Source organism: Rhodococcus sp. NPDC058521 (assembly GCF_042719695.1).
Taxonomy (GTDB): domain Bacteria; phylum Actinomycetota; class Actinomycetes; order Mycobacteriales; family Mycobacteriaceae; genus Rhodococcus_F.
In genome coordinates this window covers 305,626-329,292 of sequence record NZ_JBHXNL010000001.1, presented here as the reverse complement: position 1 = coordinate 329,292, position 23,667 = coordinate 305,626, and the positions used below count along the sequence as shown (strand labels likewise).

At 63.7% G+C, this 23,667-nt stretch carries 38 protein-coding genes; 5 read left to right on the top strand and 33 right to left on the bottom strand.

What is annotated here, in order from left to right:
* Positions 1–48: 48 nt before the first annotated feature.
* From rplQ to infA, 7 genes are all read right to left on the bottom strand, one after another.
* Positions 49–618: a 50S ribosomal protein L17 gene (gene rplQ, locus ACFWO3_RS01510; protein WP_378572975.1), complete on the bottom strand. Its 570-nt coding sequence runs from the start codon at positions 616–618 to the stop codon at positions 49–51.
* A gap of 32 nt (positions 619–650) precedes the next feature.
* The gene (locus ACFWO3_RS01505) at positions 651–1,712 is read right to left on the bottom strand and encodes a DNA-directed RNA polymerase subunit alpha (protein WP_005239684.1); all 1,062 of its coding nucleotides are present in this window, start codon (positions 1,710–1,712) and stop codon (positions 651–653) included.
* 116 nt (positions 1,713–1,828) lie between these two features.
* Complete coding sequence (gene rpsD / locus ACFWO3_RS01500) at positions 1,829–2,434, bottom strand: 30S ribosomal protein S4 (RefSeq protein ID WP_378572973.1); 606 nt, start codon at positions 2,432–2,434, stop codon at positions 1,829–1,831.
* Positions 2,435–2,456: 22 nt separating this feature from the next.
* Positions 2,457–2,870 carry a 30S ribosomal protein S11 gene (rpsK, locus tag ACFWO3_RS01495; RefSeq protein ID WP_169647060.1) on the bottom strand — a complete coding sequence of 138 codons (414 nt, stop codon included), beginning with the start codon at positions 2,868–2,870 and terminating at the stop codon, positions 2,457–2,459.
* On the bottom strand, positions 2,870–3,244 hold the full coding sequence (gene rpsM / locus ACFWO3_RS01490; RefSeq protein WP_378572970.1) for a 30S ribosomal protein S13: 375 nt from the start codon (positions 3,242–3,244) through the stop codon (positions 2,870–2,872). Before rpsM ends, rpsK begins: the two co-directional genes overlap by 1 nt.
* A 234-nt stretch (positions 3,245–3,478) precedes the next feature.
* Positions 3,479–3,592: a 50S ribosomal protein L36 gene (rpmJ, locus tag ACFWO3_RS01485; protein WP_025347279.1), complete on the bottom strand. Its 114-nt coding sequence runs from the start codon at positions 3,590–3,592 to the stop codon at positions 3,479–3,481.
* A gap of 88 nt (positions 3,593–3,680) precedes the next feature.
* On the bottom strand, positions 3,681–3,902 hold the full coding sequence (infA, locus tag ACFWO3_RS01480) for a translation initiation factor IF-1 (RefSeq protein ID WP_005140011.1): 222 nt from the start codon (positions 3,900–3,902) through the stop codon (positions 3,681–3,683).
* Between the two features lie 179 nt (positions 3,903–4,081).
* Here infA and dtd point away from each other — a divergent pair, with 179 nt between their 5' ends.
* Entirely contained in the window at positions 4,082–4,519 is a 438-nt protein-coding gene (gene dtd, locus ACFWO3_RS01475; RefSeq protein ID WP_378572967.1) for a D-aminoacyl-tRNA deacylase, read from the top strand.
* Between the two features lie 5 nt (positions 4,520–4,524).
* Here dtd and map read toward each other — a convergent pair whose 3' ends face one another.
* The 25 genes from map to rpsJ form a co-directional block, all read right to left on the bottom strand.
* The gene (map, locus tag ACFWO3_RS01470) at positions 4,525–5,322 is read right to left on the bottom strand and encodes a type I methionyl aminopeptidase (protein WP_378572965.1); all 798 of its coding nucleotides are present in this window, start codon (positions 5,320–5,322) and stop codon (positions 4,525–4,527) included.
* Complete coding sequence (locus ACFWO3_RS01465) at positions 5,322–5,867, bottom strand: adenylate kinase (RefSeq protein WP_378572963.1); 546 nt, start codon at positions 5,865–5,867, stop codon at positions 5,322–5,324. Before ACFWO3_RS01465 ends, map begins: the two co-directional genes overlap by 1 nt.
* A complete protein-coding gene (gene secY / locus ACFWO3_RS01460; protein WP_378572961.1) occupies positions 5,864–7,177 on the bottom strand; it encodes a preprotein translocase subunit SecY in 1,314 nt (437 codons plus the stop codon). The genes ACFWO3_RS01465 and secY overlap by 4 nt, the downstream gene beginning before the upstream one ends.
* Before the next feature lie 203 nt (positions 7,178–7,380).
* A complete protein-coding gene (rplO, locus tag ACFWO3_RS01455) occupies positions 7,381–7,821 on the bottom strand; it encodes a 50S ribosomal protein L15 (protein ID WP_378572959.1) in 441 nt (146 codons plus the stop codon).
* A 2-nt stretch (positions 7,822–7,823) separates the two neighbouring features.
* The gene (rpmD, locus tag ACFWO3_RS01450) at positions 7,824–8,003 is read right to left on the bottom strand and encodes a 50S ribosomal protein L30 (protein WP_378572957.1); all 180 of its coding nucleotides are present in this window, start codon (positions 8,001–8,003) and stop codon (positions 7,824–7,826) included.
* Positions 8,003–8,659, bottom strand: a complete 657-nt coding sequence (rpsE, locus tag ACFWO3_RS01445) for a 30S ribosomal protein S5 (RefSeq protein ID WP_378572955.1) — start codon at positions 8,657–8,659, stop codon at positions 8,003–8,005. Before rpsE ends, rpmD begins: the two co-directional genes overlap by 1 nt.
* Before the next feature lie 31 nt (positions 8,660–8,690).
* Positions 8,691–9,098, bottom strand: a complete 408-nt coding sequence (gene rplR, locus ACFWO3_RS01440) for a 50S ribosomal protein L18 (protein WP_378572953.1) — start codon at positions 9,096–9,098, stop codon at positions 8,691–8,693.
* A gap of 1 nt (position 9,099) precedes the next feature.
* The gene (gene rplF, locus ACFWO3_RS01435; RefSeq protein ID WP_378572951.1) at positions 9,100–9,639 is read right to left on the bottom strand and encodes a 50S ribosomal protein L6; all 540 of its coding nucleotides are present in this window, start codon (positions 9,637–9,639) and stop codon (positions 9,100–9,102) included.
* Between the two features lie 14 nt (positions 9,640–9,653).
* Entirely contained in the window at positions 9,654–10,052 is a 399-nt protein-coding gene (gene rpsH / locus ACFWO3_RS01430) for a 30S ribosomal protein S8 (RefSeq protein ID WP_378572949.1), read from the bottom strand.
* 205 nt (positions 10,053–10,257) lie between these two features.
* Positions 10,258–11,757, bottom strand: a complete 1,500-nt coding sequence (locus ACFWO3_RS01425) for an APC family permease (protein WP_378572947.1) — start codon at positions 11,755–11,757, stop codon at positions 10,258–10,260.
* A 163-nt stretch (positions 11,758–11,920) separates the two neighbouring features.
* Positions 11,921–12,106, bottom strand: a complete 186-nt coding sequence (locus ACFWO3_RS01420) for a type Z 30S ribosomal protein S14 (RefSeq protein WP_378572945.1) — start codon at positions 12,104–12,106, stop codon at positions 11,921–11,923.
* Positions 12,107–12,110: 4 nt separating this feature from the next.
* Positions 12,111–12,677, bottom strand: coding sequence for a 50S ribosomal protein L5 (gene rplE / locus ACFWO3_RS01415; protein ID WP_378572943.1), 567 nt, complete (start codon positions 12,675–12,677; stop codon positions 12,111–12,113).
* Between the two features lie 2 nt (positions 12,678–12,679).
* On the bottom strand, positions 12,680–12,997 hold the full coding sequence (gene rplX / locus ACFWO3_RS01410) for a 50S ribosomal protein L24 (protein ID WP_378572941.1): 318 nt from the start codon (positions 12,995–12,997) through the stop codon (positions 12,680–12,682).
* Positions 12,997–13,365 carry a 50S ribosomal protein L14 gene (rplN, locus tag ACFWO3_RS01405; RefSeq protein ID WP_378572939.1) on the bottom strand — a complete coding sequence of 123 codons (369 nt, stop codon included), beginning with the start codon at positions 13,363–13,365 and terminating at the stop codon, positions 12,997–12,999. The genes rplX and rplN overlap by 1 nt, the downstream gene beginning before the upstream one ends.
* Positions 13,366–13,641: 276 nt before the next feature.
* Positions 13,642–13,923 (bottom strand): 30S ribosomal protein S17, encoded by a 282-nt coding sequence (rpsQ, locus tag ACFWO3_RS01400; RefSeq protein WP_378572937.1) that lies wholly within the window; start codon positions 13,921–13,923, stop codon positions 13,642–13,644.
* Complete coding sequence (gene rpmC / locus ACFWO3_RS01395) at positions 13,920–14,156, bottom strand: 50S ribosomal protein L29 (RefSeq protein ID WP_005239637.1); 237 nt, start codon at positions 14,154–14,156, stop codon at positions 13,920–13,922. Before rpmC ends, rpsQ begins: the two co-directional genes overlap by 4 nt.
* On the bottom strand, positions 14,156–14,572 hold the full coding sequence (gene rplP / locus ACFWO3_RS01390; protein WP_378572935.1) for a 50S ribosomal protein L16: 417 nt from the start codon (positions 14,570–14,572) through the stop codon (positions 14,156–14,158). Before rplP ends, rpmC begins: the two co-directional genes overlap by 1 nt.
* 3 nt (positions 14,573–14,575) lie before the next feature.
* Positions 14,576–15,382: a 30S ribosomal protein S3 gene (gene rpsC, locus ACFWO3_RS01385; RefSeq protein WP_378572933.1), complete on the bottom strand. Its 807-nt coding sequence runs from the start codon at positions 15,380–15,382 to the stop codon at positions 14,576–14,578.
* On the bottom strand, positions 15,382–15,783 hold the full coding sequence (gene rplV / locus ACFWO3_RS01380; protein ID WP_378572930.1) for a 50S ribosomal protein L22: 402 nt from the start codon (positions 15,781–15,783) through the stop codon (positions 15,382–15,384). The genes rpsC and rplV overlap by 1 nt, the downstream gene beginning before the upstream one ends.
* Positions 15,780–16,061 (bottom strand): 30S ribosomal protein S19, encoded by a 282-nt coding sequence (rpsS, locus tag ACFWO3_RS01375; protein ID WP_378572928.1) that lies wholly within the window; start codon positions 16,059–16,061, stop codon positions 15,780–15,782. The genes rplV and rpsS overlap by 4 nt, the downstream gene beginning before the upstream one ends.
* 13 nt (positions 16,062–16,074) lie before the next feature.
* On the bottom strand, positions 16,075–16,908 hold the full coding sequence (gene rplB, locus ACFWO3_RS01370; protein WP_378572926.1) for a 50S ribosomal protein L2: 834 nt from the start codon (positions 16,906–16,908) through the stop codon (positions 16,075–16,077).
* 39 nt (positions 16,909–16,947) lie between these two features.
* Positions 16,948–17,253, bottom strand: a complete 306-nt coding sequence (gene rplW / locus ACFWO3_RS01365; protein ID WP_005239632.1) for a 50S ribosomal protein L23 — start codon at positions 17,251–17,253, stop codon at positions 16,948–16,950.
* Positions 17,250–17,936 carry a 50S ribosomal protein L4 gene (gene rplD / locus ACFWO3_RS01360; protein WP_378572924.1) on the bottom strand — a complete coding sequence of 229 codons (687 nt, stop codon included), beginning with the start codon at positions 17,934–17,936 and terminating at the stop codon, positions 17,250–17,252. The genes rplW and rplD overlap by 4 nt, the downstream gene beginning before the upstream one ends.
* On the bottom strand, positions 17,933–18,589 hold the full coding sequence (rplC, locus tag ACFWO3_RS01355) for a 50S ribosomal protein L3 (RefSeq protein WP_378572922.1): 657 nt from the start codon (positions 18,587–18,589) through the stop codon (positions 17,933–17,935). Before rplC ends, rplD begins: the two co-directional genes overlap by 4 nt.
* 20 nt (positions 18,590–18,609) lie before the next feature.
* Positions 18,610–18,915 carry a 30S ribosomal protein S10 gene (gene rpsJ, locus ACFWO3_RS01350; protein ID WP_003938093.1) on the bottom strand — a complete coding sequence of 102 codons (306 nt, stop codon included), beginning with the start codon at positions 18,913–18,915 and terminating at the stop codon, positions 18,610–18,612.
* 581 nt (positions 18,916–19,496) lie between these two features.
* Between rpsJ and ACFWO3_RS01345 the strand changes: the two genes are divergently transcribed.
* Genes ACFWO3_RS01345 through ACFWO3_RS01335 form a run of 3 tightly spaced genes read left to right on the top strand, consistent with a single transcriptional unit; the run spans position 19,497 to position 22,170 of the window.
* Positions 19,497–20,480: an ATP-binding cassette domain-containing protein gene (locus ACFWO3_RS01345; RefSeq protein ID WP_378572920.1), complete on the top strand. Its 984-nt coding sequence runs from the start codon at positions 19,497–19,499 to the stop codon at positions 20,478–20,480.
* Complete coding sequence (locus ACFWO3_RS01340) at positions 20,477–21,328, top strand: ABC transporter permease (RefSeq protein ID WP_378572918.1); 852 nt, start codon at positions 20,477–20,479, stop codon at positions 21,326–21,328. Before ACFWO3_RS01345 ends, ACFWO3_RS01340 begins: the two co-directional genes overlap by 4 nt.
* On the top strand, positions 21,325–22,170 hold the full coding sequence (locus ACFWO3_RS01335; protein ID WP_378572915.1) for an ABC transporter permease: 846 nt from the start codon (positions 21,325–21,327) through the stop codon (positions 22,168–22,170). Before ACFWO3_RS01340 ends, ACFWO3_RS01335 begins: the two co-directional genes overlap by 4 nt.
* A gap of 10 nt (positions 22,171–22,180) precedes the next feature.
* Here ACFWO3_RS01335 and ACFWO3_RS01330 read toward each other — a convergent pair whose 3' ends face one another.
* Complete coding sequence (locus tag ACFWO3_RS01330) at positions 22,181–23,152, bottom strand: esterase/lipase family protein (protein WP_378572913.1); 972 nt, start codon at positions 23,150–23,152, stop codon at positions 22,181–22,183.
* A gap of 161 nt (positions 23,153–23,313) precedes the next feature.
* Here ACFWO3_RS01330 and ACFWO3_RS01325 point away from each other — a divergent pair, with 161 nt between their 5' ends.
* Positions 23,314–23,661 carry a chorismate mutase gene (locus tag ACFWO3_RS01325; protein ID WP_378572911.1) on the top strand — a complete coding sequence of 116 codons (348 nt, stop codon included), beginning with the start codon at positions 23,314–23,316 and terminating at the stop codon, positions 23,659–23,661.
* The last annotated feature ends 6 nt before the right edge of the window (positions 23,662–23,667 follow it).

The following is a 23,667-nucleotide window of genomic DNA, read 5'->3' as shown; positions in this document are numbered from 1 at the left end:
GGGGACGACGGGCCCGTTCGATTCAGCGTGTGCCGAAACCAAGTGGACTTAGTCCTTCTTGGCCTCGTCGGCCTCGGTCGCGTCTGCGGCAGAAGCGTTCTCGTCTTCGATTCCCTCGACGACCGCGTCTGCGTTCTCGACCTCGGCCTCCGTCGCGTCGGCCTCGACGGCTTCCACGACGTTCTCGTCGGCAGCGGGAGCAGCCGGTGCATCCTTCGAAGCCTTCACGCGACGAGCGCGATCGGCCTCGGAGGTGACGGTCTTCTCCTTGACGAGCTCGATGATGGCCATCGGAGCGTTGTCACCCTTGCGGGGCACGGTCTTGACGATGCGGGTGTAACCGCCGTCGCGATCCGCGTAGAACGGTCCGATCTCCGCGAACAGGGTGTGCACGACATCCTTGTTGCGGATGACCTTCAGCACCTCACGACGGTTGGCCAGCGTGCCGGCCTTCGCGTGCGTGACGAGCTTCTCGGCGTAGGGGCGCAGCGCCTTCGCCTTGGCCTCCGTGGTGGTGATGCGGCCGTGCTCGAAGAGCGCGGTGGCCAGGTTGGCGAAGATCGCCTTCTGGTGCGAAGCCGACCCGCCGAAGCGGGCACCCTTCTTGGGCTTGGGCATGATCAGTATCTCCTAGTAAGGACTGTGAGCTGCTACAGCTGTTCGGTCTCGGCGTAGTCCTCGGTGCCCTCGGCGTCGCCGAAAGAACCGGCGTCCGTGTCACTCCACGTGCCGGTGGCGGCGTCGTAGCCGGCAACGGTGGTGGGATCGAAGGACGCGGGGCTGTCCTTGAGAGCGAGGCCCAGCGAGTGCAGCTTGACCTTCACCTCGTCGATGGACTTCTGTCCGAAGTTGCGGATGTCGAGCAGATCGGACTCGGTACGGCCGACAAGCTCACCGACGGTGTGAACACCCTCGCGCTTGAGGCAGTTGTAGGAACGAACCGTGAGGTCCAGATCCTCGATGGGGAGTCCGAAGGAAGCGATGTGGTCGGCCTCGGCGGGCGAGGGTCCGATCTCGATTCCTTCTGCTTCGACGTTCAGCTCACGGGCCAGGCCGAAGAGCTCAACCAGGGTCTTGCCCGCAGAAGCGAGCGCGTCCCGAGCGGTGATGGAGTTCTTGGTCTCCACGTCGAGCACGAGCCGATCGAAGTCGGTGCGCTGCTCGACACGGGTGGCCTCCACCTTGTAGGTGACCTTGAGCACCGGCGAGTAGATCGAGTCGACCGGGATACGGCCGATCTCGGCGCCGGACGCCTTGTTCTGGACGGCAGGAACGTAGCCGCGACCGCGCTCGACGACGAGCTCGATCTCCAGCTTTCCCTTGTCGTTCAGGGTGGCGATGTGCAGATCCGGGTTGTTCACCGTGACGCCGGCCGGGGGCACGATGTCGCCTGCGGTCACAGCGCCGGGGCCCTGCTTGCGGACGTACATGGTGACCGGCTCGTCCTCTTCGGAGCTCACGACGAGTCCCTTGAGGTTCAGGATGATGTCGGTGACGTCTTCCTTCACACCGGGAACGGTCGTGAACTCGTGCAGAACGCCGTCGATACGGATGCTGGTGACAGCAGCGCCGGGGATCGACGAGAGCAGCGTGCGCCGAAGCGAGTTGCCGAGGGTGTACCCGAAGCCTGGCTCGAGGGGCTCGATGACGAACTTCGAGCGGTTGTCAGCGATGACCTCTTCGGTCAGCGTGGGTCGCTGAGAAATGAGCATTCGATTTCCTCCTGTACGGGCGTCCGCTATTTGACGCCCACGATGGGAAAGGCCTTCGGCCTGTGAGTGGTTGACGAGTACAGAGACTCGTCAACCACTCACAGGCGCGGAGCGCCTTACTTCGAGTAGTACTCGACGATGAGCTGTTCCTGCAGAGGAATGTCGATCTGCGCACGCTCGGGCAGCTGGTGAACCAGCACACGGAGACGTCCACCGACGACCTGCAGCCAACCCGGGATCGGGCGATCGCCCTGGGTCTCACGCGCCACCTGGAAAGGCAGCGTGCTCAGCGACTTCTCCTTGACATCGATGATGTCGTACTGGGAGACGCGGTAGCTCGGGATGTCGACCTTCTTGTTGTTCACGAGAAGGTGCCCGTGGGTGACGAGCTGACGGGCCTGGCGACGGGTACGTGCCAGTCCGGCGCGGTACACGACGTTGTCCAGACGCGACTCGAGGATGCGCAGCAGGTTCTCGCCGGTCTTGCCGGGGCGGTTGTTCGCCTCTTTGTAGTACAGGCGGAACTGCTTCTCCATGACGCCGTAGGTGAAGCGAGCCTTCTGCTTCTCCTGCAGCTGGAGCAGGTACTCGCTCTCCTTGATCCGCGCGCGGCCGTGCTGGCCCGGCGGGTAGGGACGACGCTCGAACGCCTGGTCGCCTCCAACGAGGTCGACGCGCAGACGACGCGACTTGCGGGTGATGGGTCCGGTATAACGTGCCATTTTCTTCTACCTATCCTTCCCGCTAGACCCGACGCCGCTTGGGCGGGCGGCAGCCGTTGTGCGGCTGTGGAGTGACGTCAGAGATGGTGCCGACCTCGAGGCCAGCAGCCTGAAGCGAGCGGATCGCAGTCTCACGGCCGGAGCCGGGACCCTTGACGAATACGTCGACCTTCTTCACGCCGTGCTCCTGCGCCTTACGGGCAGCGTTCTCAGCGGCGAGCTGAGCGGCGAACGGGGTCGACTTGCGCGAACCCTTGAATCCGACGTGTCCCGAGGACGCCCAGGAGATGACGTTTCCCGTGGGATCGGTGATCGACACGATCGTGTTGTTGAACGTGCTCTTGATGTGTGCGGCGCCGTGGGGGACGTTCTTCTTGTCCCTGCGACGCGCCTTCTGGGTCTTCTTCGGACCGGTGCTACGTGACTTGGGGGGCATTACTTCGCCTTCTTCTTGCCGGCAATGGTGCGCTTGGGACCCTTACGGGTGCGGGCGTTGGTCTTGGTGCGCTGACCACGCACGGGCAGACCACGACGGTGGCGCAGGCCCTGGTAGCAGCCGATCTCGATCTTGCGCCGGATGTCCGCCTGGACCTCGCGACGGAGGTCACCCTCGACCTTGAGGGACTCCTCGATGTACTCACGGAGCTTCGAGAGGTCCTCGTCGGTGAGGTCCTTGCTCCGCAGGTCGGCCGAAACGCCGGTGGCGTCCAGGATCTCCTTGGAGCGGGTACGGCCGACGCCGTAGATGTATGTCAGTGCGATCTCCATGCGCTTTTCGCGAGGAAGATCGACACCTGCGAGACGTGCCATGTGGCATTCCTATCGGTGTGCGGAGGTCTGCTCCCAGTCCGTCCCCTGTGCCTCTTCAAGCACCGCCGGTCTTTCGACCCGCGACACATCGACTAACTCAGTGGGGCCCCGGCCTCCGTGCCGGGGGTAGACCAGTACCTGCCTGTGGATGGTGAAATCCGGCGGCCGTGAGTGCTGGCTGGTGCTGGAAGGTCTTCTTTGCTTGTTGCCAAGCAGATCTTCGAAAAGCTGTGGTCAGCCCTGACGCTGCTTGTGGCGCAGGTTGTCGCAGATCACCATGACTCGCCCGTTACGGCGGATCACTTTGCACTTCTCGCAGATCTTCTTGACGCTCGGCTGAACCTTCACGTCTTCTGATCTCCTGTTTTGTGGCTGCCCATCGCCATCTTCCGCGACGGACCTCGTTCTCCCGAAACTGGTCAGATCCGGGAAGTCCCTACTTGTACCGGTAAACGATGCGTCCACGCGTCAAGTCGTAGGGCGACAGCTCTACGACGACACGGTCTTCCGGGAGGATGCGAATGTAGTGCTGACGCATCTTTCCGCTGATGTGGGCGAGAACCTTGTGGCCGTTCTCCAGCTCAATGCGGAACATTGCATTGGGCAGCGGCTCGACGACTCGTCCCTCGACCTCGATGGCCCCGTCTTTCTTAGCCATATCCTCCGCGTTCCATGTGGTTTGACGTGCTTATTGCATCGGTGGTTACCGTGACGCACACTGGTTTCGTCACCGGCCTCGCCTGCCTGAGCACACGAAAAACCGGCACGCAGAGCGCACCGCTGGTCCATGTTACGGGAATTTCACTACCAGGCCAAATGCGCTTCGAAGGAGTGTGAGTGCGCGCACTCGTCCAGCGAGTAACGTCCGCGTCGGTTCGCGTCGGCGACGGCGTAGTCGGACGAATCCATCCCCCGACAGGCTCGCACGGGTTACTCGTTCTGGTGGGCGTCACTCACTCGGACGACGACGAGAAGGCGACACTTCTCGCACGCAAGATCTGGCACATGCGAATCCTCGAGGACGAAAAATCAGCCGCGGACCTGGGCGCACCGATTCTGTTGATCAGCCAGTTCACGCTGTACGGCGATACGGTGAAGGGCCGTCGCCCCTCGTGGACGCAAGCCGCGCCCCGACCGGTCGCCGAGCCACTCGTCGAATCGGTAGCCGCTGCGCTCCTGGATCTCGGCGCCACCGTCGAGACCGGACGATTCGGTGAGCACATGCACGTCGAGTCCGTGAACGACGGACCGATCTCGCTGCTCGTCGAAGTGTGAATTGCCTACTCGGGGCGCTGGGTCAGAATCCGCGGGCCGTTCTCGGTGACGGCAACGGTGTGCTCCCAGTGCGCGGCACGGGTGCCGTCGGTGGTGACAACGGTCCAGTCGTCTTCGAGGACCAGGGTGTCCTCGGTGCCGAGGGTGAGCATCGGCTCGATCGCCAGGACCGAACCGACCACCAACTCGGGGCCCTTTCCGGGCGCCCCCTCGTTGGCGAGAAACGGTTCCATGTGCATCTCACGCCCGATGCCGTGTCCGCCGTAGCCGTCGACGATCCCGTACGTGCGGCCGTGTGCCTTCTCCGCCGCCCTGGTGCCCAACTCGATCGCGTGTGACACATCGGTGAGTCTGTTCCCGGGCAGCATCGCGGCGATGCCGGCCTCCATGGACGACTTCGTGGCCTCACTGAGCTGACGATCTGCGTCGATCAGGTCGCCGACGCCAAAGGTCCACGCCGAGTCGCCGTGCCAACCGTCGAGAACGGCCCCGCAGTCGATGGAGATGAGATCCCCGTCGGCAAGGACGTCGTCGACCGACGGGATCCCGTGCACCACGCGATCGTTGACGGACGAACAGATCGAGCCCGCGAAACCGTGGTAGCCCTTGAACGACGGCACCGCACCGGCGTCTCGAATGGTCGACTCGGCGACCTCGTCTAGTTCGAGCGTGCTCACGCCCGGCTTCGCCGCCTGCCGCACGGCGACAAGGGCGGCTCCGACGATGGCGCCGGCGGCAGCCATCGCATCGAGCTCCCCGGCCGTCCGGAACGGCACGACCTTGCGTTTACGGCCGAATGCCATTACTTGCCCAGTGCAGCCAACGCCCGCGCGTTGACCTCGTCGACCTCGCCGATCGCATCGACGGAGACGAGTGAATCCTTGTAGTGATCCAACAGCGGCGCGGTTTCGTCGCGGTACACCTGAAGGCGGTTCCGGATGACGTCTTCCTTGTCGTCCTCACGTCCGCGGGCCAGCATGCGCTCGACGACGACGTCCTCGTCGACCACGAACGACAGCACTGCGTCCAGCTTGGTGTTCAGATCAGCGAGGATCGTTTCGAGCGCACGCGCCTGATCGACCGTTCGCGGAAATCCGTCGAGTAGGAAACCGTTCTTGGCATCGGGTTCCGCGACGCGTGCCTTCACCATGTTGTTGGTGATCTCGCTCGGGACGAGATTGCCGGCGTCGATGTAGGACTTGGCTTCGATTCCCAGGGCGGTCTTCTGCCCGATGTTGGCGCGGAAGAGGTCACCCGTCGAGATGTGCGGGACACCGAGCTTCTCGGACAGGATCGCCGCCTGAGTGCCCTTACCGGCACCGGGAGGACCAAGCAGAACAAGTCTCACTTGAGGAACCCTTCGTAGTTGCGCTGCATCAACTGGCTCTCGATCTGCTTGACCGTGTCGAGGGCAACGCTGACGAGAATCAGCACTGCCGCACCGCCGAAGATGCTGCTGGTTGTTTGACTTCCCGACAGGAAGAAGTGAGGCACAACTGCAATCAGGCCCAGGTAGATCGAGCCGGGCACGGTGATGCGGTTGAGGACATAGCTGAGGTATTCGGCGGTGGGCCGACCCGGACGGATACCCGGGATGAAGCCACCGAACTTCTTCATCTCGTCGGCGCGCTCTTCCGGGTTGAACGTGATCGCGACGTAGAAGAACACGAAGAACACGATCAGCGAGAAGTAGATCGCTATGTAGACCGGGTTGTTCGGATTCACCAGGTACTCGTTGATGATTCGCTGCCACCAACTCGGCTCGGCGGCGGATGTTGCACCGGTGAGCTGAGCGATCAGGTTCGGCAGATACAGCAGCGAGGAGGCGAAGATGACCGGGATGATGCCGGCCTGGTTGACCTTCAGCGGCAGGTAAGTCGACGAACCGCCGTACATCTTCCGGCCCACCATGCGCTTGGCGTACTGGACGGGAATTCGGCGCTGGCCCTGCTCGACGAAGACGACGCCGGCGATGATCACGAGCGCCGCAGCGCACACGAGGGTGAAGGTCAGGCCACCGCGGCTGTCGAGGATCGACTTGCCTTCGGACGGCAGTCGCGAAGCGATACCGGCGAAGATCAGCAGCGACATGCCGTTGCCGACACCGCGCTCGGTGATGAGCTCACCGAACCACATGACGAGGGCCGCGCCGGCGGTCATCACCAGCACGATGATGACGAGACCGAACACGCTCTTGTCGGCGAGGATCTCCTGCTCACATCCCTGCAGAAGCTGGCCGCGAGCGGCGAGCGCCACGATGCCCGTGGCCTGCAGAACGGCGAGGGCGACAGCGAGATAACGCGTGTACTGCGTCATCTTCGCCTGGCCCGACTGGCCTTCCTTGCGCAATTCCTCGAACTTGGGAATGACGACGGTGAGCAGCTGCACGATGATGCTCGCGGTGATGTACGGCATGATGCCGATCGCGAACACCGACAGCTGGAGCAGTGCACCACCCGAGAACAGGTTAATGAGCGAGTAGATGCCGGCGGAGTCGCTTCCGGAAAGCTGATCGATACACCCGCGCACGTTCGCGTAGTCGACGCCCGGAGACGGCACGACAGCACCGATGCGATACAACGCCACGAGGCCGAGGGCGATGAGGATCTTCCGCCTCAGGTCCGGGGTCCTGAGGGCCGAGACGAAGGCGGAAAGCAAAGATCCTCCTGGCTGGCGATGAAGTCTGGCAGGGAAGTGTCGAATCGAGCACGATCCGACAACGAGCGAACTCTAGAACTCTAACAGTGACAATTGAACAACCCGGATGGGAGACCTCTCAGTCCTCCACCCGGCAGAGCGACGAATGGCCGCAGCACAGCGTCGACGCTGCGCTGCGGCCATTGCCGATCAAGCGTGATTGCTCACAGCTCGGTGGCGGTACCACCGGCAGCGGCGATCTTCTCCTTGGCGGAGCCGGTGAACTTGTTCACCGTGACCTGAACTGCAACGTTCAGATCGCCGTCGCCCAGAACCTTCACGAGCTGGTTCTTGCGGACGGCACCCTTGGCAACGAGGTCCTCGACCGTGACCTGTCCACCCTCGGGGAACAGACGGGCGATGTCACCGACATTGACGACCTGGTACTCGGTGCGGAAGTGGTTGTTGAATCCCTTGAGCTTGGGCAGACGCATGTGAAGCGGCATCTGTCCACCCTCGAAGGCGGCGGGCACGTTCTTACGTGCCTTGGTGCCCTTGGTACCGCGGCCCGCGGTCTTACCCTTGGAGCCTTCACCACGACCGACGCGAGTCTTTTCGGTCTTGGATCCCGGCGCCGGGCGCAGGTGATGCAGTTTGATGGTCATGGTTAGACCTCCTCAACTGTGACGAGGTGGCGCACCACGTTGATCAGACCGCGGTTCTGCGCGTTGTCCTCGCGGACAACCGTCTGACGGATGCCCTTCAAGCCGAGGGTACGCAGGGAGTTCCGCTGGTTCTGCTTGGTACCGATGGTGCTCTTGATCTGGGTGACCTTGAGATCAGCCATTACTTCACGCTCCCTGCCTGTGCGCGCGCACGCAGCATGCCGGCCGGGGCAACTTCCTCGACGGAGAGGCCACGACGTGCGGCAACTTCCTCGGGACGCTGCAGACCCTTGAGAGCAGCGACGGTCGCATGCACAACATTGATGGCGTTGTCGCTACCGAGCGACTTCGACAGAATGTCGTGGATGCCTGCACATTCCAGCACAGCACGCACCGCGCCACCGGCGATGACACCGGTACCGGGGCTGGCCGGACGCAGCATGACGACGCCGGCTGCGGCCTCACCCTGGACAGGGTGCGTGATGGTCGTGGCGATCATCGGAACGCGGAAGAAGTTCTTCCGTGCTTCCTCGACGCCCTTCTGGATGGCCGCGGGAACTTCCTTGGCCTTTCCGTAACCGACGCCGACGAGTCCGTTGCCGTCGCCCACGATCACCAGAGCGGTGAAGCTGAAGCGACGACCACCCTTGACGACCTTCGACACACGGTTGATGGTGACGACGCGCTCGATGTGGTTCGACTTCTCGGCTGCGTTGCCGCCCCGATTGTTGTCGCGGCGGTCACGGCCTCCGCGGTTGTCCCCACGGTTGTCACCGCTGTTGGGTCCATTCTGTCCGGCGGGTCCGCTGCCGCCGTCACGCCTTTGACGTCCCGGCATCAGGCTGTCCTTCCGTTTGCAATGTTGGTCATCAGAACTTCAACCCGCCTTCGCGAGCTGCGTCCGCAAGAGCGGCGATACGGCCGTGGTAGCCGTGCCCACCGTGGTCGAACACCACGGCTTCGATTCCGGCTGCCTTCGCACGCTCGGCGATCAGCTGACCGACCTTTGCGCTCGAGGCCTTCTTGTCGCCTTCGCCGCCACGCAGGTCGGCTTCGGTGGTCGATGCCGCTGCCAGCGTGTGGCCTGCGAGATCGTCCACGAGCTGAACGTGGATGTGGCGCGACGACCGGTTGACGACCAAGCGGGGACGCTGGGGCGTGCCGGAGATCTTCTTGCGAAGACGGAAGTGACGACGCGTCTTCGACAGGCGACGCTTGGTGGATGCGTCCTTGCCCAGCGGAATGCGCTTGGCTTTCTGGTTTGCAGTCTGGCTCATATCACTTACCCGTCTTTCCGACCTTGCGGCGGATCTGCTCACCCTCGTACCGCACGCCCTTGCCCTTGTACGGGTCGGGACGACGGAGTCGACGGATGTTCGCAGCGATCTGTCCGACCTTCTGCTTGTCGATGCCCGCGATCGAGAACTTCGTGGGGGTCTCGACTGCGAAGGTGATTCCCTCGGGGGCCTCGATCACGACCGGGTGGCTGAACCCGAGCGAGAACTCGAGGTTCGTGCCCTTGAGCGCGACGCGGTAACCGACGCCGTGGATCTCCATCTTGGTGGTGTAACCCTCGGTGACACCGATGATGAGGTTCTGCACCAGCGTGCGCGACAGGCCGTGGAGTGAACGGCTGCGACGCTCCTCGTCGGGGCGAGCGACGACGAGAGTGCCGTCCTCGGCCTTCGAGATGGTGATGGGATCCGAGATCGTCAGTCCGAGGGTGCCCTTGGGTCCCTTGACGTCGACGCTCTGGCCGTCGATGTTCACATCGACACCGGCCGGAACCGTGATGGGGTGCTTTCCAATACGCGACATTTTGGTGGCCTCCCTTACCAGACGTAGGCGAGGACTTCCCCGCCCACTCCTTGATTGGCCGCCTGGCGATCGGTGAGCAGGCCGGTGGACGTGGAGATGATCGCCACGCCGAGGCCGCCCAGAACCTTGGGCAGGTTGGTGGACTTCGCGTACACACGCAGACCGGGCTTCGAGACACGGCGCACGCCGGCGAGGCTGCGCTCACGGCTCGGGCCGTACTTGAGGTCGACGACGAGGGTCTTGCCCACCTCGGCGTCCTCGGTGCGGTAATCGGAGATGTAGCCCTCGCGCTTGAGGATCTCGGCGATGTTCGCCTTGATCTTCGAGTGCGGCAGCTTCACCTCGTCGTGGTACGCCGTGTTGGCGTTGCGCAGACGGGTCAAGAAGTCTGCGATGGGGTCGGTCATGGTCATGGTTAGACCTCGACACCTTTCTCGCTGCGGTTCCCATACAGCACGAGCAGGCTCCCGAAGGAGCCCGCCGATGGTGGGCCTTCAGCAATTCGGCTGGCCCGGACGACCGTTGTCGACCGGGATGAGTTCGTCACCTGCGGGCACACCTGTGCCAGGCAACTGCTCCAGTGTAGACAAAGTCCCTGCTAGAGCCAAATTGCTTTCCTCATGGGTCGTACCGATGCGACGGATTCGGCTCCTCGCCTTCTGCGAGGTGGTCGATGTCGGTGAATCGCGAGCGCGCTCCGACGGCCTTGTTGAGGAAATACGTGATGACCCACAGCACGAGGCCGACCCCGAGCATGGCGAGAGCGATCTTGTACTGGATCATCTGCTCGTCCGTTCGAGCCCACGGTCCGACCAGGAACAGGCACATCACGGCGCCGACGACCGGCACCCACACCGGCGCTCGGAAGAAGGTCTTGTCCGGCCGTCGCTTGAGGACCAGGCACGCGACGTTCACGACCGCAAACACGCACAGCAGCAACAGTGCCGTGGTCCCGGACAGTGCCCCGACCACATTGTTGCCCGACATGCGGTTCACCACGACGATCAGGATCAACGCCAACGCGGTGGAGAACACGATCGCCGTCCACGGCGATCGGCGCCCCGGAAGCACTGCGCCGAGACCGGTCGGCAGGATTCGCTGACGCGCCAACCCGTACACCAACCGGCTGGCCATGAGCATGTTGATGAGCGCGGTGTTGGCCACGGCGAACACCGTCATGTACGGGAAGATCTCGTCGATCGGGATGGACGGTGCACCGATCCTCACCACGTGCAGCAGAATGCCCTCGCTACCGGAGTCGTAGTCCAACGGCAGGACCGCGATGACCGCGACGATGACGAGCACGTACGTCAAACACGCCAGGCCCAGTCCCGTGAGCATCATCCTGGGAAAGATCTTCGCGGGATTCTTCGTCTCCTCGACCATGTTCACCGAGTCCTCGAAGCCGACCATCGCGAAGAAGGCGACGGCCGTGGCCACCGTGACCGCCAGGAACCAGCCCTTGTCGTTCGCATCCTCGAACATCACCAGGTTGGCGATGTCCCCCTCCCCCGCACCCGTTCCCGCGGCGATGAATCCGATCACGATGACGATCGCCAGCGCAGCCATCTCGATCAGGGTGAGCACGACGTTGAACTTCACGGATTCGCCGACGCCTCTGAGGTTGATCAACGCCAGCAACACCATGAAACCGAGGGCGATCCAGAGTTGCGCCATTCCGCCGTCGTCGATGTCGAACCAGCCGAGTCCGTCCTCGGTGCCGAACGTTTCGTGCAGGCCCACCAGAAGGTTGCCGGCCACCACGTTCGACGACGTCGATGCGCTGGTGATACCCGAGCAGATCACCGCGAAGGCAACCAGGAACGTCACGAAGTGCAGACCGAATGCCTTGTGGGTGTACAGCGCCGCGCCCGCAGCCTGCGGGTACTTGGTGACCAATTCCAGATAGGAGAAGGCGGTGAGCGTCGCCACGACGAACGCCACCACGAACGGCACCCAGGCGATTCCACCGACGTGCTGGATCATGTCTCCGGTCACCGCGTATACGCCGGCCCCCAGAATGTCGCCGACGATGAAGAGCAGCAGCAGCCCCGGACCGAGAACCCTCTTCAGTTCGGCAGGCTCATCGGTCTGCACATCCGATTCCGACGCCGTCATCGCACAGCCCCTCACGTTGGTCCCTGCCCAAGCGTGACCCTCGAAACCGGTCGGTGCAGCCGAATCTCGAGAATTCGGCCCTCACACACACAAAAGAACGGGTGGTTGTCGGACGACCGCCCGAAAGCGTCGTCCGACAACCACCCGTTCTACGAGAGTGCTGTTACCAGGAACTCTTGTGCACGCCGGGCAGCTCGCCCGCGTGTGCCATTTCGCGAACGCAGATACGGCACAGGCCGAACTTGCGGTACACCGAGTGCGGGCGACCGCACCGCTGGCAGCGGGTGTAGGCGCGAACCGCGAACTTCGGCTTCTTGTTGGCCTTGTTGACCAATGCCTTCTTAGCCATGAGCTCAGTTCTCCTTGAACGGGAAGCCGAGGTGCTTGAGCAGTGCACGGCCTTCTTCGTTGTTGGTCGCCGTGGTCACCACGGTGATGTCCATACCGCGCGGGCGGTCGATCTTGTCCACGTCGATCTCGTGGAACATCGACTGCTCGTTGAGGCCGAACGTGTAGTTTCCGTTGCCGTCGAACTGCGTGCCGGAGAGGCCACGGAAGTCGCGGATGCGGGGCAGCGCCACGGACACCAGGCGGTCCAGAAACTCCCACATGCGGTCGCCGCGCAGCGTGACGCGCGCACCGATCGGCATGCCTTCGCGAAGCTTGAACTGCGCGATGGACTTGCGTGCCTTACGAATCTCGGGCTTCTGACCGGTGATCAGAGCGAGATCGTTGACAGCGCCGTTGATGAGCTTGGCGTCACGAGCGGCGTCGCCGACACCCATGTTGACGACAACCTTGACGACGCCGGGGATCTGCATCACGTTGGCGTAGTCGAATTCGCTGTTCAGCGCATCCTTGATCTCCGCACGGTAGCGGGTCTTCAGACGCGGCTGGGTCTTGTTCTCGGTGGAAGTCATGTTCAGAGGTCCTTCCCGTTCTTCCGGGAAATCCGAACGCGCTTGCCGGACTCTTCGTCGGTCCGGTAACCCACGCGAGTGGGGTTGCCGTCCGAGTCGACGACCGCGACGTTGGATACGTGGATCGGGGCTTCCTGCGTCACGATGCCGCCGGAGGAGGCGCCACGCTCGTTCGCGGAAAGCGCGGTGTGCTTCTTGATGCGGTTCACGCCTTCGACGAGGATCTTCTCGGTTGCGGGGTAGGCCTGAATGACCTTGCCCTTGGCACCCTTGTCCTTGCCGGCGATGACCAGCACCGTGTCACCCTTGTGCACCTTCATCACAGCACCTCCGGGGCGAGCGAGACGATCCGCATGAACTTCTTGTCGCGCAGTTCACGGCCGACGGGGCCGAAGATACGCGTACCGCGGGGGTCGTTGTCCGGCTTGATGAGAACGGCAGCGTTCTCGTCGAACTTGATGTACGAGCCGTCGGGACGACGACGCTCCTTGACGGTGCGGACGATGACGGCCTTGACGACCTCGCCCTTCTTGATGTTGCCGCCCGGGATGGCGTCCTTGACGGTGGCGACGATGGTGTCGCCCACCCCGGCGTAGCGACGAGACGAACCACCGAGAACGCGGATGCAGAGAATCTCCTTGGCACCCGTGTTGTCGGCGACGCGCAGTCGCGACTCCTGCTGAATCACTTACTTCTCCTTGACCTGGAAATAGGTGCACGCCGGATACCGACCCGACGAGCATGGTCGTGTCACTGCTCGGGCACGCGCCTGCCTGCGAAAACTCTCGAAATCACAGTGGGTTCGCGGCCGAACTGTGGGACATACCCACAAGCAACCGCACCAGTGTAGGCGAAAATGCAGGTCAACTACAAATCTGCCCGTACACACAGATGCGGCCCGCTCCCAGGAAGGGAACGGGCCGCATCGTGTCGTGCGTTGACGCTCGGGTCCTGCTCGGCCGTCTTACTTGGCCTTCTCGAGGACCTCGACCAGACGCCAGTGCTTGGTGGCGGACAGCGGACGGGTCTCCATCAGCTGAACGCGGTCACCGACACCGGCGACACTGTTCTCGTCGTGCGCCTTGACCTTGCTGGTGCGGCGGATGATCTTGCCGTAGAGGGGGTGCTTGACCCTGTCCTCGAGCTCGACCACGATCGTCTTCTCCATCTTGTCGGAGACTACGTATCCCGTCCGGACCTTCCGGCTGTTGCGCTCTTGCGTGCTCAATGCTTTTTCCTCACTCATGCCGCGTCACCTGCGTCCGGCCCGACGGCCAGCCCGAGCTCACGCTCGCGCAGGACGGTGTAGATGCGCGCGATCTCGTGACGAACGGTCCGAAGTCGGCGGTTGTTGTCCATCTGGCCGGTAGCCATCTGGAAACGAAGGTTGAACAGCTCTTCCTTCGACTCACGAAGCCGGGTGACCAGCTCTTCTTCGGTGAGCTCGCGGAGCTCTGCGGCTGGGGTTCCAGTAGCCATCAGAACTGCTCCTCCCTAGTCACGATCCGGCACTTGCACGGGAGCTTGTGCATCGCGCGGCGCAGAGCCTCACGAGCAATCTCCTCGTTGGGGTAGGTCATCTCGAACATCACGCGACCGGGCTTGACGTTCGCGACCCACCACTCGGGCGAACCCTTACCGGAACCCATGCGAGTCTCGGCAGGCTTCTTGGTGAGCGGGCGATCCGGGAAGATGTTGATCCAGATCTTGCCGCCACGCTTGATGTGTCGAGTCATGGCGATACGAGCAGACTCGATCTGCCGGTTGGTGATGTAGGCGGGCTCGAGAGCCTGAATGCCCCACTCACCGAACGTGACCTGGGTTCCACCCTTGGCGGCACCCGAACGGCTCGGATGGTGCTGCTTGCGGTGCTTGACCCGCTTCGGGATCAACATGCGTCAGCCCTCCTTCTGCTGCGTCGTGGCGGGTGCATCGGCGGTGGCGGTCGCTGCGCGGCCGGCCTCGGTGCTCGTCGCGGTGGTGCCGGTGGCACCGCTGCGACGGGGGCGGCTCGGACGCTCGCGGCGGGGGCGATCCCCTGCCGGTGCGGCCACGTTGGCGGCGAGCTCACGCTTGCCACCCACGATGTCGCCCTTGTAGATCCACACCTTGACGCCGATGCGGCCGAAGGTGGTCTTGGCCTCGTACAGGCCGTAGTCGATGTCCGCGCGAAGCGTGTGCAGCGGCACACGGCCTTCGCGGTAGAACTCCGACCGGGACATCTCGGCGCCGCCGAGACGACCGGAGCACTGAACGCGGATTCCCTTCACGTTCGGCTGACGCATGGCCGACTGGATGGCCTTGCGCATGGCTCGACGGAACGCAACACGGTTCGACAGCTGCTCGGCCACACCCTGTGCGACGAGCTGAGCCTCGGCCTCGGAGTTCTTGACCTCGAGGATGTTCAGCTGAACCTGCTTGCCGGTCAGCTTCTCGAGCTCCGAACGAATACGGTCTGCCTCGGCGCCACGGCGACCGATGACGATGCCCGGGCGTGCGGTGTGGATGTCCACACGAACACGGTCACGGGTGCGCTCGATCTCGACCTTCGCGATGCCCGCGCGCTCCATGCCGGTGGCGAGGAGCTTACGGATCGCGACGTCTTCCTTGACGTACTCCGAGTACTGCTTGTCTGCGTACCAGCGGGACTTCCAGTCGGTGGTGATGCCGAGTCGGAAGCCGTGCGGGTTGATTTTCTGGCCCACTACTGAGCACTTCCCTTCCGGCGATTACGGGTCGAAGTTCCGGCCTTCGGCAGGCTCTCCACGATCACTGTGATGTGGCTCGACCGCTTGCGGATCCGGAACGCACGTCCCTGTGCACGCGGCTGGAACCGCTTCATGGTGGCACCCTCGTCCACGAACGCCGTCGCGACGACGAGCGTGCTCGGGTCCAGGTCGAGGTTGTTCTCGGCGTTGGCTGCTGCGGACGCGATCACCTTGGCGACCGGTTCGCTCGCGGCCTGCGGCGCGAACTTCAGGATGTTCAGGGCGTCTTCGACCGAGCGCCCACGAACGAGGTCCACGACACGACGTGCCTTCATCGGCGTCACACGCACGTGGCGCGCAACAGCCTTTGCTGTCGGGTTCTTCGTTTCAGTGCTCATCGACGCTTGCTCTTCCGGTCGTCCTTGATGTGACCCTTGAACGTGCGGGTCGGTGCGAATTCGCCGAGCTTGTGCCCGACCATCGAATCCGAGATGAACACCGGGACGTGCTTACGGCCGTCATGGACCGCAAACGTGTGTCCGATGAAATCCGGAAGGATCGTCGAACGGCGCGACCAAGTCTTGATGACCTGCTTGGTGCCCTTGTCGTTCTGAACGTCCACCTTCGCAAGGAGGTGGTCGTCTACGAACGGGCCTTTCTTGAGGCTGCGTGGCATTTACAACTCCCTCCTAGCGCTTCTTGCCGGTACGCCGGCGGCGGACGATCAGCTTGTCGCTGGGCTTGTTCTTGCGGGTACGGCCTTCCGGGGTACCCCAGGGGCTGACCGGGTGGCGACCACCTGAGGTCTTGCCCTCGCCGCCACCGTGCGGGTGGTCGACCGGGTTCATCACGACACCACGCACGGTCGGGCGCTTGCCCTTCCAGCGCATGCGGCCGGCCTTGCCCCAGTTGATGTTCGACTGCTCGGCGTTGCCGACCTCGCCGACGGTTGCGCGGCAGCGCACGTCGACGCGACGGATCTCGCCGGAAGGCATACGCAGCGTGGCGTAGGTGCCTTCCTTACCGAGCAGCTGAATGCTGGAGCCGGCGGAACGAGCCATCTTCGCTCCACCACCGGGACGCAGCTCCACAGCGTGGATCGTGGTACCGGTCGGGATGTTGCGAAGCGGCAGGTTGTTGCCGGGCTTGATGTCGGCTCCGACGCCGGACTCGATCGGCGCACCCTGGGTCAGACCACGGGGGGCGATGATGTAGCGCTTCTCGCCGTCTGCGTAGTGCAGCAGCGCGATGCGGGCGGTGCGGTTGGGGTCGTACTCGATGTGAGCGACCTTGGCCGGCACGCCGTCCTTGTCGTTGCGACGGAAATCGATCAGTCGGTAGGCACGCTTGTGTCCACCACCCTTGTGGCGAGTGGTGATACGACCGTGCGCATTGCGTCCACCGCGTCCGTGCAACGGGCGAATCAGCGACTTCTCGGGGGTCGACCGAGTGATTTCGGCGAAGTCCGAGACGCTCGAGCCACGACGGCCCGGGGTAGTCGGCTTGTACTTACGGATTGCCATGAGTCTTCTCGTCCTCTATATCTCTCGAGTCCCGGGCGCCTAGGCGACCGGTCCTCCGAAGATCTCGATGGGCTTGCTGTCGGCCGAGAGGGTCACGAGCGCGCGCTTGGTGTCCTTGCGCTTGCCGTAACCGAAACGGGTCCGCTTGCGCTTGCCCTGACGGTTGGCGGTGTTGACGCTGGTCACGGTGACGCCGAAGATCTTCTCGACGGCAATCTTGATCTGCGTCTTGTTCGAGTCCGGGTGCACCAGGAAGGTGTAGGTGCCTTCCTCGATCAGTCCGTAGGACTTCTCGGAGATGACCGGGGCCAGCAGAATGTCGCGGGGGTCGGCGATGGTACTCACTTACCCTCCTCCTTTTCCTGTGCCTGGGCGGTCTCGGCAGGCCCGTGGATGAACGTGTTCAACGCCTCGACGCTGAAGACGACGTCATCGCTTCCCAGCACGTCGTAGGTGTTGAGCTGGTCGGGTGCGATCGGGTGCACGCCGTCCAGGTTCTGCACGCTCTTCCATGCTGCGATGTCCTCGCGGCCGACGACGAGCAGGAGCTTCTTGCGGCTCGAGAGCTCACCGAGGAAGCTGCGGGCCGACTTCGTGGACGGAGTCTGTCCGGCAACCAGTTCGGTGATCACGTGGATGCGCTCGTTGCGAGCCCGGTCGGAGAGGGCTCCGCGCAGGGCGGCGGCCTTCATCTTCTTGGGGGTGCGCTGGCTGTAGTCACGCGGCTGCGGGCCGTGGACGGTGCCACCACCGGCGAACTGCGGTGCACGGGTCGAGCCCTGACGAGCACGGCCGGTGCCCTTCTGGCGGTACGGCTTCTTGCCACCACCGCGAACGTCGCCGCGGGTCTTGGTGGCGTGCGTGCCCTGGCGTGCGGCAGCGAGCTGCGCAACGACGACCTGGTGCAGCAACGCGATGTTGGCGGGCGCGTCGAAGATCTCGGCGGGGAGATCGACGGTGCCGTTGGTCTTGCCACCGGCTGCCTTGACGTCCAGCGTCAACTTGGTCGATGTCTCGGTGCTGGTCATGCGTGCGCACCACCCTTCACTGCGCTCTTGACGATCACGACGCCGCCCTTGCGGCCGGGGATCGCGCCCTTGATCAGCAGCAGGCCGTTCTCGGAATCCACCTTGTGGACCGAGAGGTTCTGCGTCGTGATGCGGTCGCTACCCATGCGTCCGGACATGCGCATTCCCTTGAACACGCGGCCCGGTGTGGCGCAGCCACCGATGGAACCCGGGCGGCGGTGAACAGCCTGGGTGCCGTGCGATGCGCCCTGCCCCTTGAAGCCGTGGCGCTTCATGGTTCCGGCGAAGCCCTTGCCCTTGCTGGTGCCGGTGACGTCGACGTATGCGCCGTCCTCGAACAGCTCGGCGGTGAGCTCCTGGCCGACCTCGTACTCGGCGGCGTCCGCAACGCGGATCTCGACGACGTGGCGACGCGGGGTGACGCCGGCCTTGGCGAACTGCCCGGAAACCGGCTTGTTCACCTTGCGCGGGTCGACGGCGCCGAACGCAAGCTGCACGGCGCTGTAGCCGTCACGCTCTTCGGTACGGATCTGGGTCACGACATTCGGACCGGCCTTGACGACGGTGACCGGAACGACCCGGTTGTTCTCGTCGAAGACCTGGGTCATGCCGAGCTTGGTGCCCAGGATTCCCTTGATCTTGATATCAGTCATTGTTTTTGTCTCCGCCGCGCTCACTGAATGTTGACGTCGACGCTGGCCGGAAGGTCGATGCGCATGAGAGCGTCAACCGTCTTGGGCGTCGGGTCGAGGATGTCGATAAGCCGCTTGTGAGTACGCATCTCGAAGTGCTCGCGCGAGTCCTTGTACTTGTGCGGCGAGCGGATGACGCAGTACACGTTCTTTTCGGTCGGCAACGGCACGGGTCCGACGACACGGGCCCCGGTACGGGTCACCGTCTCGACGATCTTGCGTGCTGACGCATCGATCGCCTCATGGTCGTAGGCCTTGAGCCTGATGCGGATCTTTTGTCCCGCCACGCTTGGTGTCCTTTTCTTGCCGCGTTTCACAGTTCGACCCGAGTCGGGCCGAACCATCTCGTCTGCACAGTCCTTGCCGACCGCAACCGTCAGAACGCCTGGGCGATCGGGACTCACCCGATCCGCTGCCGCTGTTCATCTGTCATGGTTCTCCGGTACACGCGGTCGGGCGTGTCGCCCACTCGCTCATTCTCCGCCCGCAGACATTTCTGTCGCATCGGCGGTGAACGCGTACCGGTGGCGCCCTGTGCGGGCACTCGGTAGGTACTGCTTCCGTCTTGCATGGCCGCGACCAGGTGGATACCTGGTTACGACGCACTTCGCCTTGCCGGGTTCGGGCCGCAAATCATCACGTCCCGTGCAAGGCAACCCGACCAGTATGCCGTACGTGGGCAGATACTTCAAACCGTGCCCGCGGGGACGGGACATGAGCCACATCACTGACCTCGTGGTTGCGAAACCACGGACTCGTCCCGTGGTTATCGCCGCAGTCCAGTGTCCCGTTACAGATACCGAATCGTTGGGTCTACCGGTGGGTAGCTCGGCTTTCGTGTCGGCGTGATCGTGACATACTCGGGAACATGACTGCGCCCCAACCTGCCGTTCTCGTCGAGGGAATCGAGAAGTCCTTCGGCGAGGTGAGAGCCCTACGGGGCGTCAGTTTCGAAGTCCCCAAGGGCACGGTGCTCGGCATCCTCGGGCCCAATGGTGCCGGTAAGACCACCACGGTCAACGTGCTGTCCACTCTTCTGCGCCCGGACAAGGGTCGCGCTTCGGTCGCCGGACACGACGTCACGTCCGATGCGGCCGGCGTCCGCCGTGCGATCATGATGACCGGCCAGTACGCCGCGCTGGACGAATCCCTGTCCGGGCGCGAGAATCTGGTGCTCTTCGGCCGGTTGATGGGATTGAAGAAGAAGGACGCGAAGGCTCGCGCCGAGGAACTTCTCGAAGAGTTCGATCTCGTGGAGGCCGGCGGCCGGAAGGTCATCGAGTACTCGGGCGGCATGCGCCGACGTGTGGATATCGCGTGTGGCCTCGTCACCCGCCCCGAAGTCGTCTTTCTGGACGAACCGACGACCGGCCTCGACCCGCGTAGTCGCCAGGGTGTGTGGTCGCTGGTATCGACGCTCAAGAAGCAGGGCATCACGATCCTGCTCACCACCCAGTACCTCGAAGAGGCCGATCTGCTGAGCGACAACATCGTCGTGATCGACAAGGGCACCGTCATCGCGGAGGGCACCGCGGATCAATTGAAGGCACGCACCGGCGGCAACTATTGCGAGGTGGTGCCGGCTCGGCTCGAGGACATCCCCAAGGTCCGCGAGATCCTCTCGTCGCTCACTTCTGCAGACAAGGTCACCGAGGCCGGGGCCGATCGACTCTCCATCCCGGCGGACGACGGCGCTCAGACTCTGGCCGAAGCACTCCGAAGGCTCGACATCGCGCAGATCGAGCTCGCCGACATCGCACTGCGGCGTCCGTCTCTCGACGATGTGTTCCTCTCCATCACCGGCCATCCCGGTGAAGCCGAGGCGCAGCGACGAGAGGAACTGCCACTGTGACCTCGGTGACGAAGTCGTCCGGCGCCCGCGCGGCCTCCGCGGAAGGTTCGCGTCGCGCGGCGAACTACCGCGGCCGACACTCGCGGCCCCGCCCGACCGTCTTCGGACAGTGGCTGGCACTTTCGGGCAGGAACCTGCACACCATGTGGGTCTACGGCCAGTTCTTCATCGCGGTTCTCGCGCCACTCATCTTCACCATCGGCTTCTACCTGCCCCTCAAGCTGGTCATGCGACTCACCGCAGGCATCGACTACGCGCAGTTCGTCATGCCGATCATCGTCCTGCAGGCGATGGCGTTCACGGCGGTCTCCGCTGCCCACCGCGCCGCCACCGAGGCGTCGAACGGGATGAACGCACGGTTCCAAACGATGCCGATTGCCGCAGCGGTACCACTCGCGTCGCGGATGACCGCCTGCTTCACCCACTCCGCACTCTCGCTCGCGTGTGCCATCGGATACGGCCACGTGATCGGATTCCGGTTCCAGGCGGGCGTCGGCCTCACGATCGCCTTCTGTGCGATGGCGATGCTGATCGGATTCACGCTCACCGCCGGAGCCGACGCACTCGGCACGCTCACGAAGAGCCCCACCGTGACGAGCCAGGCGCTCACCATTCCGCAGCTGATTCTCGGGATGTTCTCGTCCGGATTCGTTCCGGTGTCGAATTTCCCCGAGTGGGCGCAAGGTTTCGTGCGCAACCAACCCATTTCGCAGTTCGCCACCTCCCTGCGTGGCATGACCGACGGAACGATCACGATGACCGAACTCATGCCCTCGTTTCTGTGGTGCGGCGGACTCGCTCTCGTGTTCATCCCACTGTCCATCTGGGCGAATGTGAGGCGTGGATGACCATCGAACAGCAGGTGCCGAACGTGGCACTCACCTTCCCGCCCGCCACCGAATCGCGCTCGGAGAAGTCGTTCGGTGCGCTGGTGTCGCACAGCCTGCTGCAGACCGGGCGTCTGCTGCTCCGCTGGACGCGGGATCCGTACACGATGCTGCAGGCGGTCATCTATCCCGCGCTGATGCTGGTGATGTTCTGGGTGGTTCTCGGTGTCACCATCACCGAGGGCACCAACATCAAGGCGATCTACGGGCAGGTCCCGATGATCACTCTCGTCGGCGCAATGTTCGGCTCGATCGCCAGCGGACTGTCGCTGAAAAGGGAATGGGCTGACGGTCTACTGAGCCGATTCTGGGTCCTGCCCGTTCACCGGGCGTCGGGAATGATCAGCCGACTGCTCGCCGAGGGCGTGCGCATCTTCCTGACAACCGTGCTGATCGTGGCGGTGGGCTTCGCTCTCGGATTCCGCTTCGAGCAGGGAATCCTCGCCGGTCTCGGGTTGCTGTTACTGCCGTTGCTGTTCGGCATGTCGTTCGCCACGTTGGTGACGGCGCTCGCCGTCAATGCCGCGAAGGCGCCCCTCGTGGAACTGCTCTCGCTGCTGTGCACCCTGATGATGTTCTTCAATTCGGGATTCGTCCCGACGCAGGCTTACCCGACGTGGCTTCAGCCGATCGTCGAGAACCAGCCCATGTCCTGTGTCATCGAAGCGATGCGCGGCCTGTCGATGGGCGGGCCGGTCTACGAACCGCTGATGAAGACGTTGATCTGGTGCGGAGGGGCACTACTCATCTTCGTCTATCCCGCGATCCGGGGGTACCGGCGCGCTGCCGGCACTCCCCCCTGATCTTTCGGCCTCAGCCCGCGGGGCACGGCGCGGGGACACGCTCCCCGTAGGTGGGATCGAGCGCGGTCTGCACGATGTGCTTCGCCCGGGGGTCGGTCGTGAGTTGGTCGTGGGTCGTGGTGTTCGAGTCGCAGCCGTCCTGAATCCACAGGTTGTCGACCATGGCGCCGGGGCCGGCAGTCAGGAACGTGTTCTCCGGCGGCGTGGAGACGGTGTCGTTTCGGCTCGCCACGACTGTGTAGGCGACGCCCGGATCGGTATCGCCTCCGGCGTTGAGCACGTGCAGGAACGGCGACCCCGCCATCTGCTGCACGTACGAGGGCCCCACCGTCATTCCGAAGAGCGGCGTGACCGGCACGCCCAACGCCTGCGCCAGTCCGCCGAGGGCCTGTACGTCACCGAAGCTCGTTCCGTGATTGGTGGCACCGAGCGTGATCAACCGGTGGACCTTGTTCTTCGTCGGGTCGAGCAGGTCGGCGCCGCCCTCGAACCGCAGGTACTGACGGGAGAGCGTCCCGCCGAGCGAATGGCCGACGATGTCGACCTGCGGCGACCCGGTTGCTTCCCGCACCTGGTCGACGAAGCCCGCGAGCTGATGTGCGGATTCGGCGATGTCTGCACCACCGAGCAATCCGAGAGCATTTCCGTCGTTCGGGTTCGCGGGGCGCCCGTACTCGAGGGCGAACACGCAGTAGCCCTCTGCGGCCAGCTCGGGTGCCAGCTCGTCCCAGGTCTCGGTCATTCCGACCCACGTTCCGTGGACGAGCACCACAGGCCGAGGATGCTCCGGCGACGGCTTGCACGACCAGTCGTTGGCGCCTTCGAGCGGACGATCCGACGGCGGGGCCTGCTCCACGGGCGCGGCGGGATCACTCGATCCGGAGGGAACTCCGGGTGCCGGTTGCGCCGACACCGGCGCGGCAAGCAGTAGTGACACGAGCGCGCCCAGCGAAAGAACGACGCCTCTTCTGCCCAACGACATACCCAACTCCCTCGTATTCTGGACCCAGAGGGCCGATGAGAAGAATACTTCATCGGACCCGGGTGAGAAGAAAAGTCTAAACCTGACATTGAGACTACAGGGTGGTGGAGACCAGGGCACTTCCGAGCATCGCTCGGCCGACGTCGAACAGTGGGGCGATAATGTACATCTCCGTAGAAGAGCCGAACAGCAACCGCGCAGGGACGCGCGACGCGGCGAGACGAGAACTCGAGCGACTTCGATCGGAACTCGATGCGGTCGACTCGCGCCTGCTCGACGCGGTCCGAGAACGTCTCGACCTCTGTTCCCGGATCGGGCATCTCAAGAGCGTGGCCGACATCGCGGTGGTTCAGCCGAAGCGCATGGAGCAGGTGCACGAACGTGCGCGAGACTTCGCCCTTCGTAACGATCTCTCACCGGAATTCTTCGACGCCCTGTACGACATCCTGATCGCCGAAACATGCCGCTTGGAGGAACAGATCATCGACTCTCCGAACGAGCCGCAGTGAGTAGCC

Coding starts and splice junctions, on each gene's coding strand:
- rpsQ (WP_378572937.1), bottom strand. CDS start 13,923: ATGAGTGAGGAAAAAGCATTGAGCACGCAAGAGCGCAACAGCCGGAAG.
- rplO (WP_378572959.1), bottom strand. CDS start 7,821: ATGACCATCAAACTGCATCACCTGCGCCCGGCGCCGGGATCCAAGACC.
- rpsH (WP_378572949.1), bottom strand. CDS start 10,052: ATGACCATGACCGACCCCATCGCAGACTTCTTGACCCGTCTGCGCAAC.
- rplB (WP_378572926.1), bottom strand. CDS start 16,908: ATGGCAATCCGTAAGTACAAGCCGACTACCCCGGGCCGTCGTGGCTCG.
- rplD (WP_378572924.1), bottom strand. CDS start 17,936: ATGACCAGCACCGAGACATCGACCAAGTTGACGCTGGACGTCAAGGCA.
- rplX (WP_378572941.1), bottom strand. CDS start 12,997: ATGAAGGTGCACAAGGGTGACACGGTGCTGGTCATCGCCGGCAAGGAC.
- rpsE (WP_378572955.1), bottom strand. CDS start 8,659: ATGCCGGGACGTCAAAGGCGTGACGGCGGCAGCGGACCCGCCGGACAG.
- rplR (WP_378572953.1), bottom strand. CDS start 9,098: ATGAGCCAGACTGCAAACCAGAAAGCCAAGCGCATTCCGCTGGGCAAG.
- ACFWO3_RS01505 (WP_005239684.1), bottom strand. CDS start 1,712: ATGCTCATTTCTCAGCGACCCACGCTGACCGAAGAGGTCATCGCTGAC.
- infA (WP_005140011.1), bottom strand. CDS start 3,902: ATGGCTAAGAAAGACGGGGCCATCGAGGTCGAGGGACGAGTCGTCGAG.
- ACFWO3_RS01335 (WP_378572915.1), top strand. CDS start 21,325: ATGACCATCGAACAGCAGGTGCCGAACGTGGCACTCACCTTCCCGCCC.
- ACFWO3_RS01325 (WP_378572911.1), top strand. CDS start 23,314: ATGTACATCTCCGTAGAAGAGCCGAACAGCAACCGCGCAGGGACGCGC.
- rplC (WP_378572922.1), bottom strand. CDS start 18,589: ATGACTGATATCAAGATCAAGGGAATCCTGGGCACCAAGCTCGGCATG.
- ACFWO3_RS01345 (WP_378572920.1), top strand. CDS start 19,497: ATGACTGCGCCCCAACCTGCCGTTCTCGTCGAGGGAATCGAGAAGTCC.
- ACFWO3_RS01330 (WP_378572913.1), bottom strand. CDS start 23,152: ATGTCGTTGGGCAGAAGAGGCGTCGTTCTTTCGCTGGGCGCGCTCGTG.
- rplF (WP_378572951.1), bottom strand. CDS start 9,639: ATGTCGCGTATTGGAAAGCACCCCATCACGGTTCCGGCCGGTGTCGAT.
- rpsD (WP_378572973.1), bottom strand. CDS start 2,434: ATGGCACGTTATACCGGACCCATCACCCGCAAGTCGCGTCGTCTGCGC.
- rpsS (WP_378572928.1), bottom strand. CDS start 16,061: ATGCCACGCAGCCTCAAGAAAGGCCCGTTCGTAGACGACCACCTCCTT.
- rpmD (WP_378572957.1), bottom strand. CDS start 8,003: ATGGCTGATCTCAAGGTCACCCAGATCAAGAGCACCATCGGTACCAAG.
- rplV (WP_378572930.1), bottom strand. CDS start 15,783: ATGAGCACTGAAACGAAGAACCCGACAGCAAAGGCTGTTGCGCGCCAC.
- ACFWO3_RS01425 (WP_378572947.1), bottom strand. CDS start 11,757: ATGACGGCGTCGGAATCGGATGTGCAGACCGATGAGCCTGCCGAACTG.
- rplE (WP_378572943.1), bottom strand. CDS start 12,677: ATGACTTCCACCGAGAACAAGACCCAGCCGCGTCTGAAGACCCGCTAC.
- rpsK (WP_169647060.1), bottom strand. CDS start 2,870: ATGCCCCCCAAGTCACGTAGCACCGGTCCGAAGAAGACCCAGAAGGCG.
- map (WP_378572965.1), bottom strand. CDS start 5,322: ATGGCATTCGGCCGTAAACGCAAGGTCGTGCCGTTCCGGACGGCCGGG.
- rpmC (WP_005239637.1), bottom strand. CDS start 14,156: ATGGCTACTGGAACCCCAGCCGCAGAGCTCCGCGAGCTCACCGAAGAA.
- rpsM (WP_378572970.1), bottom strand. CDS start 3,244: ATGGCACGTCTCGCAGGTGTCGATCTTCCTCGCGAAAAGCGCATGGAG.
- rplP (WP_378572935.1), bottom strand. CDS start 14,572: ATGTTGATCCCGAAGCGGGTCAAGCACCGCAAGCAGCACCATCCGAGC.
- ACFWO3_RS01420 (WP_378572945.1), bottom strand. CDS start 12,106: ATGGCTAAGAAGGCATTGGTCAACAAGGCCAACAAGAAGCCGAAGTTC.
- rplQ (WP_378572975.1), bottom strand. CDS start 618: ATGCCCAAGCCCAAGAAGGGTGCCCGCTTCGGCGGGTCGGCTTCGCAC.